Here is a 16,535-nt window from a genome sequence, read left to right as displayed (position 1 = left end):
GGCGTGACCGCAGGCAGGACGAGTAGGGGGAAGACACGGAACAAATGGGGTGGCACAAAGCCGTTACCGGTAGGTAGAACTGAGTGGATCGGCCGTCCCAGCCGCCCGGCGGCCATGGCCGATCCGGCACGCGAGTGCGTGTCGCCGACACCGGAACGGGAACTGGAATGACTTCTCAACAGCAGGTCACGGGCAGCGCCACCCCCGCGCGGACGGGGCTGGCCGAGCACATAGCGGCGGTCCACAAGCTGCGCCGCGACTACCGGGCCCTGCCCCAGAGGGCGCCGGTGCGCCTGGCCAAGCCCACCTCCAACCTCTTCCGGTTCCGCGAGCCCACCGGCGCCCCGGCCCTGGACGTGTCCGCCTTCACCGGAGTCATCTCCATCGACCCCGTCGAGCGCGTCGCCGACGTCGGCGGCATGACCACCTACGAGGACCTCGTCGCGGCGACCCTGCCGCACGGCCTCATGCCGACGGTCGTCCCCCAGCTGCGCACCATCACCATCGGCGGCGCCGTCACCGGCATGGGCATCGAGTCCTCCTCCTTCCGCAGCGGCCTGCCGCACGAGGCCGTCCGGGAGATGGAGATCCTCACCGGAGGCGGCGACGTCGTCACCGCCACCAGGGACAACGAGTACAGCGACCTCTTCCACGGCTTCCCCAACTCCTACGGGACCCTGGGCTACAGCCTGCGCCTGCGCGTCGAACTCGAACCGGTCTCGCCGTACGTGCACCTGCGCCACGTGCGCTTCCACAAGGCCGCCGAGGCCATGGACGCCCTCGCCCTGGTCTGCGCCGACCGCGAGTACGGGGGCCAGCCGGTCGACTTCGTGGACGGGGTCGCCTTCGGCCCCGACGAGCTGTACCTGACCCTGGCCCGCTTCACCGACGAGGCCCCCTGGACCAGCGACTACACCGGCCAGGAGGTCTACTACCGGTCCATCCAGCGCTACGCGGGCAGCGGCCCCGGCGACTACCTCACCATCGCCGACTACCTGTGGCGCTGGGACACGGACTGGTTCTGGTGCTCCCGGGCCTTCGGCGCCCAGCACCCGCTGGTGCGCCCCCTGTGGCCGCGCTTCCTCAAGCGCTCCGACGTCTACCGCAGACTGGTCGCCTGGGACCGGCGCACCGACTTCTCCCGCCTCCTCAACCACTACCGGGGGCGGCGGCCCAAGGAACCCCTCATCCAGGACATCGAGGTGGGCGTCGAACGAGGTGCCGAGTTCCTCGACACCTACCACGCCGAGATCGGCATGACCCCCGTGTGGATGTGCCCCCTCCGGCTCCGCGAGCCCCGCCGCCCGGGCCAGGGCGAGGGCGAGCACGTGTGGCCGCTCTACCCGCTCGACCACGACCGCCTCTACGTGAACTTCGGCTTCTGGGGCCTGGTCGACATGAAGCCGGGACAGCGCCGGGCCCACCACAACCGCCTGGTGGAGGAGACGGTCGCCGAACTCGGCGGCCACAAGTCCCTGTACTCGGACTCCTTCTACGACGAGGAGGAGTTCTGGCGCCTGTACAACGGCACCGCCTACGCCGGGCTCAAGGAGGCCTACGACCCCGACGGGCGGCTGCTCGACCTGTACGCCAAGTGCGTGCGCAACCGCTGACGGCACGAGACCACCGGGACGCGACCCGAGGGGACGTCACCGCGTCCGGCTAGAGGGAAGGACAGAGCAATGCGGCTCGCTGAGATCTTCGAACGCGTCGTCGGACCCGACGCGCCCATCCGGTTCACCGCCTACGACGGCAGCGGCGCGGGGGACCCCGGCAGCGACGTGGCCCTGCACGTGCGGACCCCGGTCGCGGTGAACTACCTGGCGCAGTCCCCCAACGCCGTCGGCCTGGCCCGGGCCTACGTCTCCGGCCACCTGGAGCTGGAGGGGGACATGTACACCGCCCTCAGACGCATGGCGGACTTCGTCTTCGCCGACGGGTTCGGGGTCTCGGTGCGCGACGCGGTCGAGATCGCGCGGTCGGTGGGCTGGGTCAAGTTCGTCAACCGGGTCGCCCCGCCGCCGCAGGAGATGCGCCAGGGCCGCCTCAGCGGACTGGGCTGGCGCCACTCCAAGCAGCGCGACGCCGAGGTGATCCACCACCACTACGACGTCTCCAACGCCTTCTACGAGATGGTCCTGGGGCCGTCGATGACCTACACCTGCGCCGTCTTCGACGACGAGGACGGGACCCTGGACCGGGTCGGCCGCTTCGACGGGGCCCTGGAGAGCGCCCAGTTCCGCAAGTACGAACTCATCTCGCGCAAGCTCGGCCTGGAGCCGGGCATGCGCCTGCTCGACGTGGGCTGCGGCTGGGGCGGCATGGTCATGCACGCCGCCCGCGAGCACGGGGTCCGCGCGCTCGGCGTCACCCTGTCCAAGGAACAGGCCGACTGGGCGGCCAAGAGGATCGCCCAGGAGGGGCTGTCCGAGCTGGCCGAGGTCCGCCACATGGACTACCGCGACGTCCCCGACGGCAGCTACGACCGGATCAGCTCCATCGGCCTGACCGAGCACGTGGGGGCGGACAACCTGGCCTCCTACTTCGCCTCGCTCAACGACAAGCTCGTGCCCGGGGGGCGTCTGCTCAACCACTGCATCACCCGGCCGCGCAACGACCTGCCGTCCCTGAACCGCGGGGGCGTCATCAACCGCTACGTCTTCCCCGACGGGGAGCTGGAGGGCCCCGGCCGGATCCAGACCGCCATGAACGACGCCGGGTTCGAGATCCGCCACCAGGAGAACCTGCGCGAGCACTACGCCCTGACCCTGCGCCACTGGGGCGCCAACCTGGACCGCAACTGGGACGAGGCCGTCGCCGAGGTCGGTGCGGGCACCGCCCGGGTCTGGCGGCTCTACATGGCCGGGTGCGTGCTCGGCTTCGAACGCGACGTGGTGCAGCTGCACCAGATCCTCGGCGTCAAGCTGGACGGCACCGAGGCGCACGTGCCGCTGCGCCCCTGGTTCTGACCGGCCGCCCCACCCGCCGCCGCGGACCGCCGCACGAGCGCGCCGAAGGTCCTCTCCCTTCCCTTGTTCGCCGGGGGAGGACCTTCGGCCTGTCAGGGGTCGGGCGGGCCCGCTTCGCGGCATCATGGACCCGGGGCGTGTCAGGCGGACGCACACCCCGCCGCGTGACCGGCGGGACCCGGCCCTGCACACCCCGGCCGCACACCCACCAGAAGGGACCACGACGTGTCCTCATCCTCCGACGGCAGCACCGACGGGACCACGCCCGCGCCCGACGCGCCCGACCACGTCAAGCGGACCGCGATCGACCTGATCGAGGCCTACGCCGACCGCAACCGGCAGGAGCTCGACGGGGTCGTCCCGCGCGCCGCCGACGACGTCGAGGCCGTCACGTCCGAGCTCAAGGTCATCGCCGCCTTCCTCGGCCGCCGCGTGCAGCAGACCGGCGTGGTCTGGAAGCCCGCCGACTCCCGCGAGGCCGTCGCCCGCATGGTCGCCGAGATGCTCCCGCCCGAACTGGAGTTCGCCGTCTCCACCGCCTGGGAGGCCCACTCGGTGGGCGAGGAGGAAGCCGCGGAGCGCTTCACCCGGGGGGACCCCATGGTCTACGTGCACATGCTCGCCGCCTTCGGCGCGGCCATCGGCCTGGCCGTGTACAAGCGGGCCGAACTCCTGTCCACCCTGCGCCAGGTCACCGGACTGTCCGAGTAAGGGCGTGTGACCAAGGGATAAAAGGGTCGAAAGGGACTCGTGCGACACGCCGTACCGGCCGCGACACTCCGGATATGTCCAGCCTCCTAACGGCTCAGACACAAAAGGTAGTGGTTTACTTCACTCGACGCGGTTCTTTACGTAGGTTTCCTACCAACCCTGAGGGGACCCTCGAAAGGAACGGGAGGCGTGCCGATGGCCCGCAGAAGAACCCACAAGTACGTTCCGCTCCCCGCCGCCGTCGCGGCGCTGGTCCTGGCCGCGACGGCGTGCGGGAGCGGAGGAGGCGGGGCCGCCGACTCCGACGGCCTCCTGGTCTGGATCATGCAGGGCACCAACCCCGACGAGACGGGGTTCTTCGAGGCGGCCAACGCCGCGTTCACCGAGGAGACCGGCATCGAGGTGGACGTCGAGTTCGTGCCGTGGCAGGACGCCCAGAACAAGATCTCCACCGCCATCGCGGGCGGCACCATGCCCGACGTCGCCGAGCTCGGCAACACCTTCACCCCCGGTTTCGCCGACGCCGGAGCCCTGCACGACCTGTCCGGCTACGACATGGACACCTCCCGGTACATCCCCGGCCTGATGGAGATGGGCCAGCTGGGAGAGGGCGTCTACGGCGTCCCCTGGTACGCCTCCATCCGCTCCGTCGTCTACCGCACCGACGTCTTCGAGGAGCACGGCCTGGAGGTCCCCGAGAACTGGGAGGAGCTGCGCGAGACCGCCCTGGCCCTGTCCGAGGCCGAGGAGGACATGATCGCCTTCCCCGTCCCCGGAGACGCCCAGTACTCGGTCATGCCGTGGATCTGGGGCGGCGGCGGGGAGATCGCCGTCGAGCAGTCCGACGGCACCTGGGTCTCGGAGACCGACAGCGAGGAGGCCCGCGCCGGGATCGGGTTCTTCACCGACCTGGCCCTGGAGGACGGCACCTCCACCACCGGCGCCGTCAACTGGAACGAGATCGCCGTCATGGAGGCCGTCGCGGAGGAGGAGGCCGCCATGGCCATCCTCGGCAGTGCCAACCCCAAGGCCATCCTGGAGGCCAACCCCGACCTGGAGGGCAGGCTGGGTTCCTTCACCCTGCCCGGCCAGGACGGCGGGTACATGCCCTCCTTCGCGGGCGGCTCGCTGCTGTCGGTCTTCGAGGGCACCGGCCAGGAGGAGGCCGCCTGGCAGTACGTCCAGCACCTGACCGGCGAGGAGTTCGGCATGCGCTGGTCGGAGGAGACCGGCTTCTTCCCGGGCGTGGTCGACCGGGTCGACACCTTCTCCGAATCCGCCGACCCCATCCTGGAGCCCTTCGCCGTCCAGCTCAACGAGGCCAGCCGGGGCGTGCCCGTCACCCCCGCCTGGACCCAGGTCGAGGCCGAGAAGGTCCTGGTCGGCATGCAGCAGGACATCCTCAACGGCGAGGCCACCGTGGAGGAGGCCACCGAGAGCGCGGCCAACGAGATCGAGCGCATCCTCAACGGGGGGTAGACACGTGCGAACACCGGTCGGGTTGGGCACCGCCAGCAGCGAGCCGGGGCCCGAGGCCCGCCGCTCCGCCGAGCCGTCCTCGCGACGGCCCCGGCCGCGGCGGGCGCCGCTCCTGGGCCACCGCGGCCGCAGGGCGCTCCTGCCCTGGGTGCTGCTCGCCCCCGCGCTGACGGTCATCGGACTGCTGCTGCTGCTCCCGCTCGCCCGGATCGTGTGGCTGTCCTTCCGCGAGTACCAGCTGCGCAACCTCGTCTCGGGCGAGTCCGACTTCATCGGGCTCGCCAACTACGCCGCCCTGCTCACCGACCCCTACCTGTGGCGGGTCGCCCTGCTCAACACGGTGGTCTTCGCCGTGGTCGCGGTGGTCACCACCATCGTCGTGGGCACGCTGGTGGCGCTGCTGCTGGCCACGCTGCGCCCGGTGCCCCGGATCATCGTGGTCTCCTGCATCATGGTCGCCTGGGCCATGCCCGCGGTCAGCGGAACCTACGTGTGGATCTGGATCTTCGACGTCGACAGCGGCGTCGTCTCCCAGGCCCTGGCCTCCCTGGGCCTGGTGGAGCCCTCCGGGTACAACTGGTTCGCCGACCGGCTGTTCTTCTACGCCATCGTCACGCTCAACGTGGTGCACGGGGGCTTCCCGTTCGTGGCGGTCACGGTCCTGGCCGGACTGCTCACGGTCCCCGCCGAACTGCACGAGGCGGCCCGCATCGACGGCGCGGGCGCCTGGAAGCGCTTCTGGCACGTCACCTTCCCGGTGCTGCGCCCGGTGTTCGCCGTGGTCACCGTGCTCTCCACCATCTGGGACTTCAAGGTGTTCGCGCAGATCTACCTCATGCCCGGCGGCGACGTGGGCGGCTCGGAGATGCTCAACCTGGGTGTGTGGTCCTACGTGCGCTCCTTCGGCCACAACGACTACGGCCTGGGCTCGGCCATCGCCGTGCTGCTCACCCTGCTGCTGCTGGTGATCACCGTGTTCTACCTGCGCGCGCTCTTCCGAGAGGACGAGCTCCGATGAGCGCGGCGGCCCCCGCGGCCCGCTCAGCGGGAGGGGTCGTGGACCCCCGCCACGAGCTTGTCGCGCACGCGGCGCCAGTCGACCGAGGCCAGCGAGCGCCGGTCCAGGTCCTCGCGCACCGCGCCCATGGTCCGCAGGTCGTACTCGCCCAGCGGGCGCCCGTCGTCGTTGTCGCGGTTGACCAGGTTCTCGACGTAGGCGTGCAGCAGCCGTCCGCTGGGGTCGCGCAGGGCGTGCCGGACGGCGCGGTCCCGGAAACGGGCGTCGTGGGGGATCCAGCTGATGACGACCTCGGTGGGGGAGGGCCCGGGGAAATCGCGCACGGTGCTACGCCACCGTCTCCGGCGACCCTGTCGACACGGCCATCACTCCTCCTCCGCCGGGGTGCGAAGGACGTCCCGCCCCGGACAGTGCAGGAGTCTAACGGCCCCGTCCGAGCCCGGAACAACCGGATTCGGACCTTCGGTCACCGCTGAGGAAGGAACGCCCGTGGTCACGCGCACAGAGGCACCCGCCGCCGACACCGACTGGGAGGGCCGCGTCCGCGACGCCCGCCGCAGGGGCGAGGTCCGCAGGACGGGGCGGTTCCTGGCCAAGTCCGCCGGAGTGGCCGTCCTGCTGCTGTTCACGCTCTTCCCCGTCTACTTCATGCTCATCAGCGCGTTCTCGGACCGGGCCACCTCGGGGGCCGGGGCGCTGCTCCCCACGGGGCTGTCCCTGGACAACTTCGTCTACGTGCTCACCGAGGCCAGGTTCGGCCAGTACATGCTCAACTCGCTCACGGTCGCCTGCATCACCGTGGTCGGGGCGTGCGTGCTGTCGCTGCTGGCCGCCGTGGCGGTGGCCCGCTTCCGGTTCCGGTTCCGCACCGCGGTGCTGGTGATGGTCCTCATCGTGCAGATGGTGCCGCTGGAGGCGCTGGTCATCCCGCTCTTCCTCCAGGTGCGCGACCTCCAGCTGCTCAACACCATGCTCGGCCTGGGCGTGGTCTACGTGGCGCTGTCCCTGCCGCTGGCGGTGTGGATGATGCGCGGCTTCGTGGCCGCCGTGCCCGTGGAGGTGGAGGAGGCCGCCTACATCGACGGGGCCTCCTGGGGCCAGATGTTCTGGCGGGTGCTGTTCCCGCTGGTGGCGCCCGGCCTGGTGGCCACGGCCATCTTCTCGTTCATCGTGGCGTGGAACGAGTTCGTGCTGGCGCTGACCTTCATGACCCAGAGCGAGAACTACACGGTGGCGGTCGGCCTGCGCCAGTTCTTCGGCCAGTACGCCAACGACTGGGGGCACGTGATGGCCGCCTCCACCCTCATCACCATCCCGGTCATGGTCTTCTTCGTCCTCGTGCAGCGCTTCCTGGTCTCCGGGCTCGTCCAGGGAGCCGTCAAGGGATGAGGGCGGGGCCGGTCCCCGGGCCGGAGTGAAGCGGAGGCCCGAAGAAAACAGGACCGGCCCCGCCGCGCGGGAGGTCAGCCGCGCAGCTCGCGCTTGAGGATCTTGCCGGTGGAGGTCATCGGCAGCTCGGTGCGGAACTCCACCTCGCGCGGGTACTTGTACCCGGCCAGGCTCTCCTTGGCCCACGCGACGAGCCCCTCGGCGGTGACCTCGGCGCCCTCCTTGGGGATCACGAACGCCTTGACCTCCTCGCCGTGGGTGTCGTGGGGCACGCCCACGACCGCGGCCAGGCTGACCGCCTCGTGGGTCATCAGGACCTCCTCGACCTCGCGCGGGTAGACGTTGTAGCCGCCGCGGATGATCATGTCCTTGGACCGGTCGACGATGAAGTAGAAGCCCTCCTCGTCGCGGCGGGCGATGTCCCCGGTGCGGAACCAGCCGTCGCGGATCACCTCCGCGTTGACCTCGGGGCGGTTGTGGTACCCCTTCATCACGCAGTGCCCGCGCACCGCGATCTCGCCCTCCTCCTCCACCTCGTTCCACTCGGGGTCGATGAGCTTCATCTCCACACCCCACACCGGCAGCCCGATGGAGCCGGTCTTGGCCTTGACCTTGGGGTCGTTGAACGAGACCACCGGGGAGGTCTCGGACAGGCCGTAGCCCTCCTTGATGCCCACGCCGAAGGTCTTGGTGAAGTCCTCGGCCAGCTGGCCGGGCAGGGCGGCGCCGCCGGAGACCGCGTCCACCACGTTGCCCGCGATCTTCTCCAGGTCGTAGGCGCCGGGCTCGGCGGCCTGGACGGCGCCCAGCAGCCCCCAGTACATGGTGGGCACGCCCGCGAAGGCGGTGACGCCCTCCTTCTCCATGAGTCTGAGCGCCTCGGCGCCGTCGAAGCGCGGCATGAGCACCATCGTGCCGTGCCGGTACAGGGCCGCGTTGAGCATGACCGTCTGGCCGAAGATGTGGAACAGCGGCAGCACCACGAGGGCGACGTCGCGGCCGTCGGGGTGGGCCTCGACCAGCCGGGCGGAGCCGACCGCGTTCAGCAGCAGGTTGTGGTGGCTCAGCTCCGCGCCCTTGGGCTTGCCGGTGGTGCCGCTGGTGTAGATGATGACCGCGGTGTCGTCGGAGCTGGCCTGCACCGTCTCGAACTCGCCGGGCTGGCCCTCCAGCGCCTTCCAGAAGGTCTCGGCGCCGTCGATGGTCGACTCGGTGGCACCCGGGGAGGCGGGCAGGTCCACGTAGAACTCGCAGGAGTCCACCTGGCCGAAGGCCTCGAAGGCCCGCTCGCCCAGCGGGAGCTCCGGCGTGCCGGTGAAGGCGAAGAGGGCCCTGGCCCCGGAGTCCTCCAGGTGGTAGGCGATCTCGCGCGGGGTCAGCAGCACGTTCAGCGGCACGATCACCGCGCCCGCCTTGAGGGCGCCGAAGTACACGAAGGGGAAGTAGGGCACGTTCGGGCTGGCCAGCGCGATCCGGTCCCCCGGCCTGATCCCGCGCGCGACCAGCAGGTTGGCCACCTGGTTGGCGATCATGTTGGTGATCGCGTAGTTCAGGCGCAGGTCGCCGAAGACCAGGCACTCCTTCTCCGGAGCCGATCGGGCGCCGTCCTCCAGGAGCACGGACAGGTTGAGCATGGGGGCCTCCCGCAGCCAGATGGGTCCAGTGAACGCGCGACGATTCGGGATGATGTGACCCGCGTCGCGTGTTCTGCGCCACTTTGACGGAAGAGTAACAAACCGGCTGGTCGGTGTGGAGGGGGCAGGAGTCCGTAATCTCACCGATCTTCCCCTCGTTCCCGGCGGCCCCGGGACCGAGCACGCAGAACGGCGACGCCGGGCCCGCCCGCACGGGGCGGGGGAGGGCGACTCCGGCCCCGGGTCCCGACCGCCACCCCGACCGCCACCCCCCGTGCGCACCCGCGCGGGGCTGCGCGAAACCCGTCCGCGCCCCGACCCGCCAACCGCTAACCTGAGTGCTGTACACCCCGAACCGGCTAAGGAACACGTGGCGATGACAGCGGTAGACGGCGACCAGACGACGGGCGACACCTACGACGCCCGTGCCCTCCAGGACAAGTGGCAGGCGCGCTGGGCCGCTGAGCTTCCGTTCCAGGCCGACGAGGACCCCGGGGACACCCGCCCGCGCTCCTACATCGTCGACATGTTCGCCTACCCCTCCGGCGACCTGCACATGGGCCACGCGGAGGCCTACGCCATCGGCGACGTCATCAGCCGCTACCGCCTCCAGCGCGGCGACAACGTCCTGCACCCCGTCGGCTGGGACTCCTTCGGCCTGCCCGCCGAGAACGCGGCCATCAAGAACAACTCCCACCCCGCCGAGTGGACCTACGCCAACATCGAGACCCAGGCGGCCTCGTTCCGGCGCTACGGCATCAGCGTGGACTGGTCGCGCCGCCTGCACACCAGCGACCCCGAGTACTACCGCTGGAACCAGTGGCTGTTCACGCGCTTCTTCGAGCGCGGACTGGCCTACCGCAAGGACGGCCACGTCAACTGGTGCCCCCAGGACCAGACCGTGCTGGCCAACGAGCAGGTCGTGCAGGGCAGGTGCGAGCGCTGCGGAGCCGACGTCGTGCGGCGCAGCCTCAACCAGTGGTACTTCCGCATCACCGACTACGCCCAGCGCCTGCTGGACGACATGGACCAGCTCGACGACGGCCGCTGGCCGGACGAGATCCTGGCCATGCAGCGCAACTGGATCGGCCGCTCCACCGGAGCCGACGTCCACTTCGCCATCGAGGGCCGCGACGAGCCGGTCACCGTCTTCACCACCCGGCCCGACACCCTCTACGGGGCCACCTTCTTCGTCGTGGCCGCCGACGCCGACCTGGCCGACGAGCTGTGCGCGCCCGAACAGCGCGAGGCCTTCGACGCCTACCGCTCCGACGTCGCCAAGCTCTCCGACATCGAGCGCCAGGCCACCGAGCGCCCCAAGACCGGCGTGTTCCTGGGCCGTTACGCGATCAACCCCGTCAACGGCGAGCGCATGCCCGTGTGGGCGGCCGACTACGTCCTGGCCGACTACGGCCACGGCGCCATCATGGCCGTGCCCGCGCACGACCAGCGCGACCTGGACTTCGCCCTGGCCTTCGACCTGCCCGTCCGGGTCGTGGTGGAGACCGGCGAGCCCGACCCCGTCGAGACGGGCACGGCCACCGCGGGGGAGGGCGTCCTGCGCGACTCCGGCCCGCTGGACGGCCTGGCCAAGACCGAGGCCATCGAGCGCATCATCGAGATCCTGGCCGAGCGCGGCACCGGACAGGGCACGATCAACTACCGCCTGCGCGACTGGCTGCTGTCCCGCCAGCGCTACTGGGGCACCCCCATCCCGATCATCCACTGCCCCTCCTGCGGCGAGGTGCCCGTCCCCGACGAGCAGCTGCCCGTCACCCTGCCCGAACTCAAGGGCGCCGAGCTGGCCCCCAAGGGCGTCTCGCCCCTGGCCGCGGCCACCGAGTGGGTCAACGTCGACTGCCCCTCCTGCGGCGGCCCCGCCGAGCGCGACACCGACACCATGGACACCTTCGTGGACTCGTCCTGGTACTTCCTGCGCTACTGCTCGCCGCGCCTGGACACCGCCCCCTTCGACACCGAGGCGGTGGAGAAGTGGGGTCCGGTGGACCACTACATCGGCGGCAAGGAGCACGCCACGCTCCACCTGATGTACGCCCGGTTCTTCACCAAGGTCCTGCACGACATGGGCATGGTGTCCTTCACCGAGCCCTTCCGCCGCCTGACCAACCAGGGCCAGGTCATCAACCAGGGCCGCGCCATGTCCAAGTCCCTGGGCAACGGCGTGGACCTGGGCAAGGAGATCGACGCCTACGGCGTGGACGCGGTCCGGCTGACCATGCTCTTCGCCTCCCCGCCCGAGGAGGACGTGGACTGGGCCGACGTCTCCGTCGTCGCCGCGCAGAAGTTCCTCAACCGCGCCTACCGGGTGATGAGCGAGGCGGGCGCGGCCAGCGCGCCGGGAGCCGACCCCGCCAAGGGCGACGGCGGCCTGCGCCGGACCACGCACCGCACCGTCGACCAGATCACCGCCCTGGTCGAGTCCCGCCGGTTCAACGTGGCCATCGCCCGCACCATGGAACTGGTCTCGGCCGCCCGCAAGGCCATCGACTCCGGTCCCGGCGCCGCCGACCCGGCGGTCCGCGAGGCCGCCGAGGCCGTGGCCGTCTCCCTGTCCCTGTTCGCGCCCTACGTGGCCGAGGAGGGCTGGGAGAAGCTCGGCCGCAGCGGCAGCGTCGCCGTCGGCAACTGGCCCGAGGTGGACCCGGCCCTGCTGGTGCAGGAGTCCGTGACCTGCGTGGTGCAGGTGCAGAGCAAGGTCCGTGACAAGCTGTCCGTGGCGCCCGACATCGACCCGGCGGAGCTGGAGCGGCTGGCCCTGGCCTCCGAGAAGGCACAGGGCTTCATCGGCGACAAGCAGATCCGCAAGGTGGTCGTGCGCGCGCCCAAGCTGGTGAACATCGTCGTCGGCTGACCAGGCACACGAGGGGCGGCGGCCGCGCGCAGCGGCCGCCGCCCGTGTGCGGTCGGCTCGGTGACCGACAGGGAGGCGGTGGCCGGGTGGGTCCCCTCGCGCGGGTGGCCGTGATCGGCGCGGGCACGGTGGTGCTGTCCGCGGTGGCGATCGGCGGCGGGCTGTGGTTGGCCGGGGACGACCCGGGCGTGCCCGAGAGCGGCGACGTCCACGCCGCGGCGCCCGGGTGCGCGGTGGTCTCGGACGCGCTCGTCACTGGCCTGGTGCCCGGCGCGGTCCTGGAGTCCTCCGAGCACGGCCCCCTGGCCGACGGCGACAGCACCACGTGCTCGTGGTCCTCCGCCGGGCTGACCGAGGGGCCGCAGGGGGTGCTCCGGCTGGACCTGTCCGCCCGTTTCACCGACACCACGGGGGAGGAGCCGGTCACCGGCGCCCAGCGGGCGCGGGAGGCCTACACCGCCCTGACGCCGGTGCGCGGCGAGGCCGTGGAACTGCCCGCAGGGGAGGGCCGGGTGTGGCGCGGCCAGACTCCGGGCACCGCCGAACTGGCCTTCCCCACCGACAACCTGCTGGTGCGGGTGTCCTACGCCGGGACCTCCGGCACCGAGCCGGTCGACTTCGGAGCGGCCCGGGACCTGGCAGTGGAGTTCGCCGTGCAGCTCGGAGAGGCCCTGTGAGCGACCAGCAGCCCGATCCGCGGGAGCCCGAGCAGTCCCGGGAAGCCCAACAGCCCCCCCGGACTCCTCAGCCCCAGCAACCGCAGGAGCAGCGGGAGCAGCGGGAACACGAGCCACCCCAGCCGCAGGAGCATCAGGAGCAGCGGAAGCACGAGGTATCCCAGCCGCAGGAGCAGCCTCAGCAGGGGAATGAGGCGTCGCAGTCCCAGGGGGCACAGGAACCTCCCCGGTTGCACGCAGAGCAGCAGCTGTCTCAGCCGTCCCAGGCACCGCAGCCCCACGGGGAACCGCAGTCGCCTCAGCCGTCCCAGACGGCACAGCATGACGGCCAACAGCAGCCGCCCCAGCCTCACGCGCACCAGCACGACCCCACACAGTCACAGATGCCGCAGGTGCCGCAGGCGTATGGGCAGTCTCAGCAGCACCAGGGACACCAACAGCCTCCGCATCCGCAGCAGCCGCACGGTCAGCGCGAACCCGAGCAGCCGCAGACGCATGGGCAACCGCAGGGACAGCAGGAACCCCTGGAATCACATCCGCCACAGTCACAAGGGCAACAGCAGCCGCTTCCGCCGTCTCAGGCACCACAGCCCCACGGGCAGCAGCAGACCTACCACCCCCACCAGGCCCCACAGGGGCAGTACCCGCCGCCCCCCGGCACCCCGTGGCAACAGCCCCACCCCCAGCAGCCCGCGCCCGAGGTGGTGGCCTCCGTCCAACCGCAGAGCCGGGGCTGCGCCACCGCCGCCGTGGTCGCCGCCGCACTGGTGCTGGTCGTGCTCGCCGCCGGGGCGATCTGGTACGTGGTGGCGCGCGACACCCCGGAGGCGAGCGCCTTCGGGGCGGCGCCCGAGTGCTCCGTCGCCGAGACCGGGACACTGGACGAGCTGGTGCCCGACCACGAACTGGAGGTCGAGGAGCCGGTCGGCGGCCCGCAGGAGGCGTTCGGCTCCGGCTGGCAGTGCCGGTGGGCGACCCCCGGCGGCCCCGGCGAACAGGTTCCGGCCACCGCGACGCTGGTGGCCGTGGCCGCCCCCGACCCGGGCGGCGTCACGACGGCCGCCGACAACCTGCGCACCACCACCTCCCAGTACGACGCGCAGGAGCTGGAAGGCGTCGGAGAGGAGGCGGTCGCCTGGGTCCAGGAGGACCCGTACACGGTCGCCTGCGTCGGCGCCCGGGTGTCCAACCTGTACCTGGAGACCTGTTACACCGTGGCGGCCAGCTACGACGCGCAGAACCCCGGCGACCGGGAGCGCATGGTGGCGGGCGCCGAGGAGTTCGCGCTGTCCGTGACCGAGGCGCTGCCGGACTCCATCCCCGAGTGAGGCCCCGGCGCGGCTACCAGGCCGCGCCCAGGAACTCCTCCAACGCGGGCGAGACCTCCTCGGCGAACGGGCGCTGGGCGTCCAGGACCGTGGCCCCGGGCTCGTCCCGGTAGCGGCGGAAGATGTGGTCGGTGTCGGGGACGTCCACCCGTCGCGCTCCGTCCAGACCGGTCATCAGCCGGTCCACGTCCTGTCGGGAGACCTGCGCGTCCCGCTCCCCCCACAGCACCAGCACCGGGGTGCCCCCGGGCAGGTCCTCCGCCAGTTCGACGGGGTCGAAGGCGTCCATGTAGGCCAGGAAGTCCTCGTTGACGGGGGTGTAGACGCCCATTACGCCCCCGCTGGGCATCTCCACCTCGCTGAGCGCGCGCCCGGACCTGATCGCGGCCCGTCCGGCACGGGAGTCCGAGAGCAGCTGGACCACCTGCCCCTCCTCCACCTGGCCCGAGGCCTCGGCGGCGCGCGCCTGCTCGGTGAGCTGGCGGTCGATCAGGTCGAGGTAGCGCGTACCGGGAGGCGCGGCCAGCACGAGCGCGGGGGAGGGGTGCTCCGCGCCGATGAGCTCGTGGGCGCGCAGCGCGTACAGGGCGCCCTCGCTGTGCCCGACGACGACCACCCGCTCGGGGTCCACCTCGGGCTGGGAGACGAGTTCCTCGTAGGCCGCCGCGACCTGCTCGTCGAAGATCACCGGGTCCACCGGCGCGACCTCGTCGCCGGGGCCCGGCGTCTCGAAGTCCGGACCGCTGCCGTACTTGTCGTAGCGCAGCGAGGCCACCCCGACGTCGGCGAGCACCCGGGACAGGTTCTGGTTGGTGTCGGCGTCGGGGCGCACGGAGCTGTTGCCGTCGCGGTCGGTGGGGCCGCTGCCGGAGATGATGAGCGCGCCCGGAACGGTGCCGGAGACGTCCTGGGGCATCCGGAATGCGCCGGACACCTCGTGCCCGCCGCCCTCGAAGGCCACCTCGCGCTCGACGCCGCCGACCCCCGGCGCCTCGGCGGCCCCGTCGTCGGCGGGGGCGCAGGCGGCGGTCAACAGGACGGCGCTCGCCGCACCGGCCAGTGCGGTGCGCCAGCGGACGGCGGGGGAGGAGGCACGTGTGAACACGTTCTCAGCCTAGCGGCCCGCGCCCGTCGGCCCCGCGCCGTCCACAGGGGGAGGCGTCCCCGATCCCTCCGAGGGGAGAGGGACCGGAGACGCGGGTACGCGGGCACCTCAGACGCGGCGCATGACCGCGACCACCTTGCCGAGGATGGTGGCGTCGTCGCCGTTGATCGGCTCGTAGGCCTCGTTGCGCGGCATCAGCCACACATGGCCGCCCTCCTCGCGGCGCAGCACCTTGACGGTCGCCTCGTCGTCGAGCAGCGCCGCCACGATGTCGCCGTTGTTGGCGTCCTGCTGCTGGCGCACCACCACCATGTCGCCGTCGGTGATGGCGGCGTCGGTCATCGAGTCGCCGACCACGGTGAGCATGAACAGGCGCCCCTCACCCACCAGCTGGCGCGGCAGGGCGAGCACGTCCTCCACCGACTCCTCGGCCAGGATCGGACCGCCGGCGGCGATCCGGCCGACCAGCGGCACGGCCGCGGCGCGCGAGAGGTCGATGTCCTCGGGCACCAGGGTCTGCCCCGAGGCGCGCCCGGGCGTGCGCAGCTCCACCGCGCGCGGCCGGTTCTGGTCGCGGTGCAGGTAACCCTTGCGCTGGAGGACCTTGAGCTGGTGCGCCACGCTGGACGGGCTGGACAGGCCGACCGCTTCCCCGATTTCCCTTATCGACGGGGGGAACCCCCGCTCCCGGACATAGCGCTGGATGCAGTTCAGCACGCTCTGCTGGCGCGCGGTGAGTTTGGGGGCTTCGGGCGTGGACCCGCCCGCGTTCTCCGCTGGTGCGAGAACGGTGACGGTATCTGCGGTTCCGGGATTCTCCTCCGGCACGGCCGGGCCTCCTCGGCATTCGGTTCGGTCAGGGCCTGCTTGTGTGACTGGCCACCCCCGGTCCGCGACCGTGCCGACCTGGGGGTCCACGTGATGGCGAAACCGGTGTGAAATCAAGGCCAACTTTAGTCGTTGCACACGGTGATATCAAACAAGCGTTCGAGGCCGGGGACAATTGCCGTCGCGCGTATTCGCGGTCAATTTCCGGCCTGCACTTACGTGTGTACACGCGTTCACGCGCTGTTGTCCCCGGAATGCGCGAACGCGTGTCCGTGACAGCGGTTCCGGCCAGGCGCGGGGGTCTTATCCCGGGGCGTCGGCTCGACCGAAAACCCCGTGACGTCGGGATTCCCGCGCCCGCCGCCGGGAGCGGCGGCTCCGGTGGGCGGCGCTATCCTTGAGCGCGGTGCCGGGCCGCCCCCGCAGCAGTCCGCCCGCGCCGACTTCCCCGCCCCACCCCGCCGCGGACCGCGATGCCGCGCGGTCCCTCGGCCGTGTTCGTGACACGCCCGCGCCGGGGTTGCG

13 protein-coding genes are annotated in these 16,535 nt (G+C 71.4%); 9 read left to right on the top strand and 4 right to left on the bottom strand.

From position 1 onward, the window contains the following. Positions 1-167: 167 nt before the first annotated feature. From ACSTA4_RS21805 to ACSTA4_RS21785, 5 genes are all read left to right on the top strand, one after another. Complete coding sequence (locus ACSTA4_RS21805) at positions 168-1,613, top strand: FAD-binding oxidoreductase (RefSeq protein WP_444960815.1); 1,446 nt, start codon at positions 168-170, stop codon at positions 1,611-1,613. Positions 1,614-1,682: 69 nt separating this feature from the next. After that, on the top strand, positions 1,683-2,969 hold the full coding sequence (locus ACSTA4_RS21800; protein ID WP_444960814.1) for a class I SAM-dependent methyltransferase: 1,287 nt from the start codon (positions 1,683-1,685) through the stop codon (positions 2,967-2,969). A gap of 225 nt (positions 2,970-3,194) precedes the next feature. Next, positions 3,195-3,680: a hypothetical protein gene (locus ACSTA4_RS21795; RefSeq protein WP_047870734.1), complete on the top strand. Its 486-nt coding sequence runs from the start codon at positions 3,195-3,197 to the stop codon at positions 3,678-3,680. Positions 3,681-3,875: 195 nt separating this feature from the next. Next, positions 3,876-5,159: a sugar ABC transporter substrate-binding protein gene (locus tag ACSTA4_RS21790; protein ID WP_444960813.1), complete on the top strand. Its 1,284-nt coding sequence runs from the start codon at positions 3,876-3,878 to the stop codon at positions 5,157-5,159. Between the two features lie 112 nt (positions 5,160-5,271). Continuing rightward, positions 5,272-6,177 (top strand): carbohydrate ABC transporter permease, encoded by a 906-nt coding sequence (locus tag ACSTA4_RS21785; RefSeq protein WP_444964238.1) that lies wholly within the window; start codon positions 5,272-5,274, stop codon positions 6,175-6,177. Between the two features lie 23 nt (positions 6,178-6,200). On the opposite strand, the gene ACSTA4_RS21780 is transcribed toward ACSTA4_RS21785, so the two are convergent. Continuing rightward, positions 6,201-6,500 (bottom strand): hypothetical protein, encoded by a 300-nt coding sequence (locus tag ACSTA4_RS21780; RefSeq protein ID WP_444960812.1) that lies wholly within the window; start codon positions 6,498-6,500, stop codon positions 6,201-6,203. 166 nt (positions 6,501-6,666) lie between these two features. On the opposite strand from ACSTA4_RS21780, the gene ACSTA4_RS21775 reads away from it, so the two are divergent. Beyond that, complete coding sequence (locus tag ACSTA4_RS21775; RefSeq protein WP_444960811.1) at positions 6,667-7,566, top strand: carbohydrate ABC transporter permease; 900 nt, start codon at positions 6,667-6,669, stop codon at positions 7,564-7,566. 74 nt (positions 7,567-7,640) lie between these two features. Here ACSTA4_RS21775 and ACSTA4_RS21770 read toward each other — a convergent pair whose 3' ends face one another. Next, positions 7,641-9,200, bottom strand: a complete 1,560-nt coding sequence (locus tag ACSTA4_RS21770; RefSeq protein ID WP_444960810.1) for a long-chain-fatty-acid--CoA ligase — start codon at positions 9,198-9,200, stop codon at positions 7,641-7,643. A gap of 376 nt (positions 9,201-9,576) precedes the next feature. Between ACSTA4_RS21770 and leuS the strand changes: the two genes are divergently transcribed. The 3 genes from leuS to ACSTA4_RS21755 all read left to right on the top strand — a co-directional run bounded on the left by leuS (position 9,577) and on the right by ACSTA4_RS21755 (position 14,077). Beyond that, positions 9,577-12,072 carry a leucine--tRNA ligase gene (leuS, locus tag ACSTA4_RS21765; protein ID WP_444960809.1) on the top strand — a complete coding sequence of 832 codons (2,496 nt, stop codon included), beginning with the start codon at positions 9,577-9,579 and terminating at the stop codon, positions 12,070-12,072. An 86-nt stretch (positions 12,073-12,158) separates the two neighbouring features. Further along, positions 12,159-12,749 (top strand): hypothetical protein, encoded by a 591-nt coding sequence (locus tag ACSTA4_RS21760; RefSeq protein ID WP_444960808.1) that lies wholly within the window; start codon positions 12,159-12,161, stop codon positions 12,747-12,749. 701 nt (positions 12,750-13,450) lie between these two features. After that, entirely contained in the window at positions 13,451-14,077 is a 627-nt protein-coding gene (locus tag ACSTA4_RS21755; protein ID WP_416027332.1) for a hypothetical protein, read from the top strand. A 13-nt stretch (positions 14,078-14,090) separates the two neighbouring features. On the opposite strand, the gene ACSTA4_RS21750 is transcribed toward ACSTA4_RS21755, so the two are convergent. Continuing rightward, positions 14,091-15,182 (bottom strand): alpha/beta hydrolase family protein, encoded by a 1,092-nt coding sequence (locus ACSTA4_RS21750; protein ID WP_444960807.1) that lies wholly within the window; start codon positions 15,180-15,182, stop codon positions 14,091-14,093. A gap of 108 nt (positions 15,183-15,290) precedes the next feature. After that, complete coding sequence (lexA, locus tag ACSTA4_RS21745; protein ID WP_444960806.1) at positions 15,291-16,010, bottom strand: transcriptional repressor LexA; 720 nt, start codon at positions 16,008-16,010, stop codon at positions 15,291-15,293. Positions 16,011-16,535: the final 525 nt, after the last annotated feature.

Source organism: Nocardiopsis sp. M1B1 (assembly GCF_052466615.1).
Note: the sequence above shows the minus strand (reverse complement) of the source record. Positions and strands in the feature narration are given on the sequence as shown.

Bases quoted from the DNA above. Each gene is read 5' to 3' on its own strand.
- ACSTA4_RS21805 (WP_444960815.1), top strand. From the start codon at position 168: ATGACTTCTCAACAGCAGGTCACGGGCAGCGCCACCCCCGCGCGGACG.
- ACSTA4_RS21800 (WP_444960814.1), top strand. From the start codon at position 1,683: ATGCGGCTCGCTGAGATCTTCGAACGCGTCGTCGGACCCGACGCGCCC.
- ACSTA4_RS21790 (WP_444960813.1), top strand. From the start codon at position 3,876: ATGGCCCGCAGAAGAACCCACAAGTACGTTCCGCTCCCCGCCGCCGTC.
- ACSTA4_RS21770 (WP_444960810.1), bottom strand. From the start codon at position 9,200: ATGCTCAACCTGTCCGTGCTCCTGGAGGACGGCGCCCGATCGGCTCCG.
- leuS (WP_444960809.1), top strand. From the start codon at position 9,577: ATGACAGCGGTAGACGGCGACCAGACGACGGGCGACACCTACGACGCC.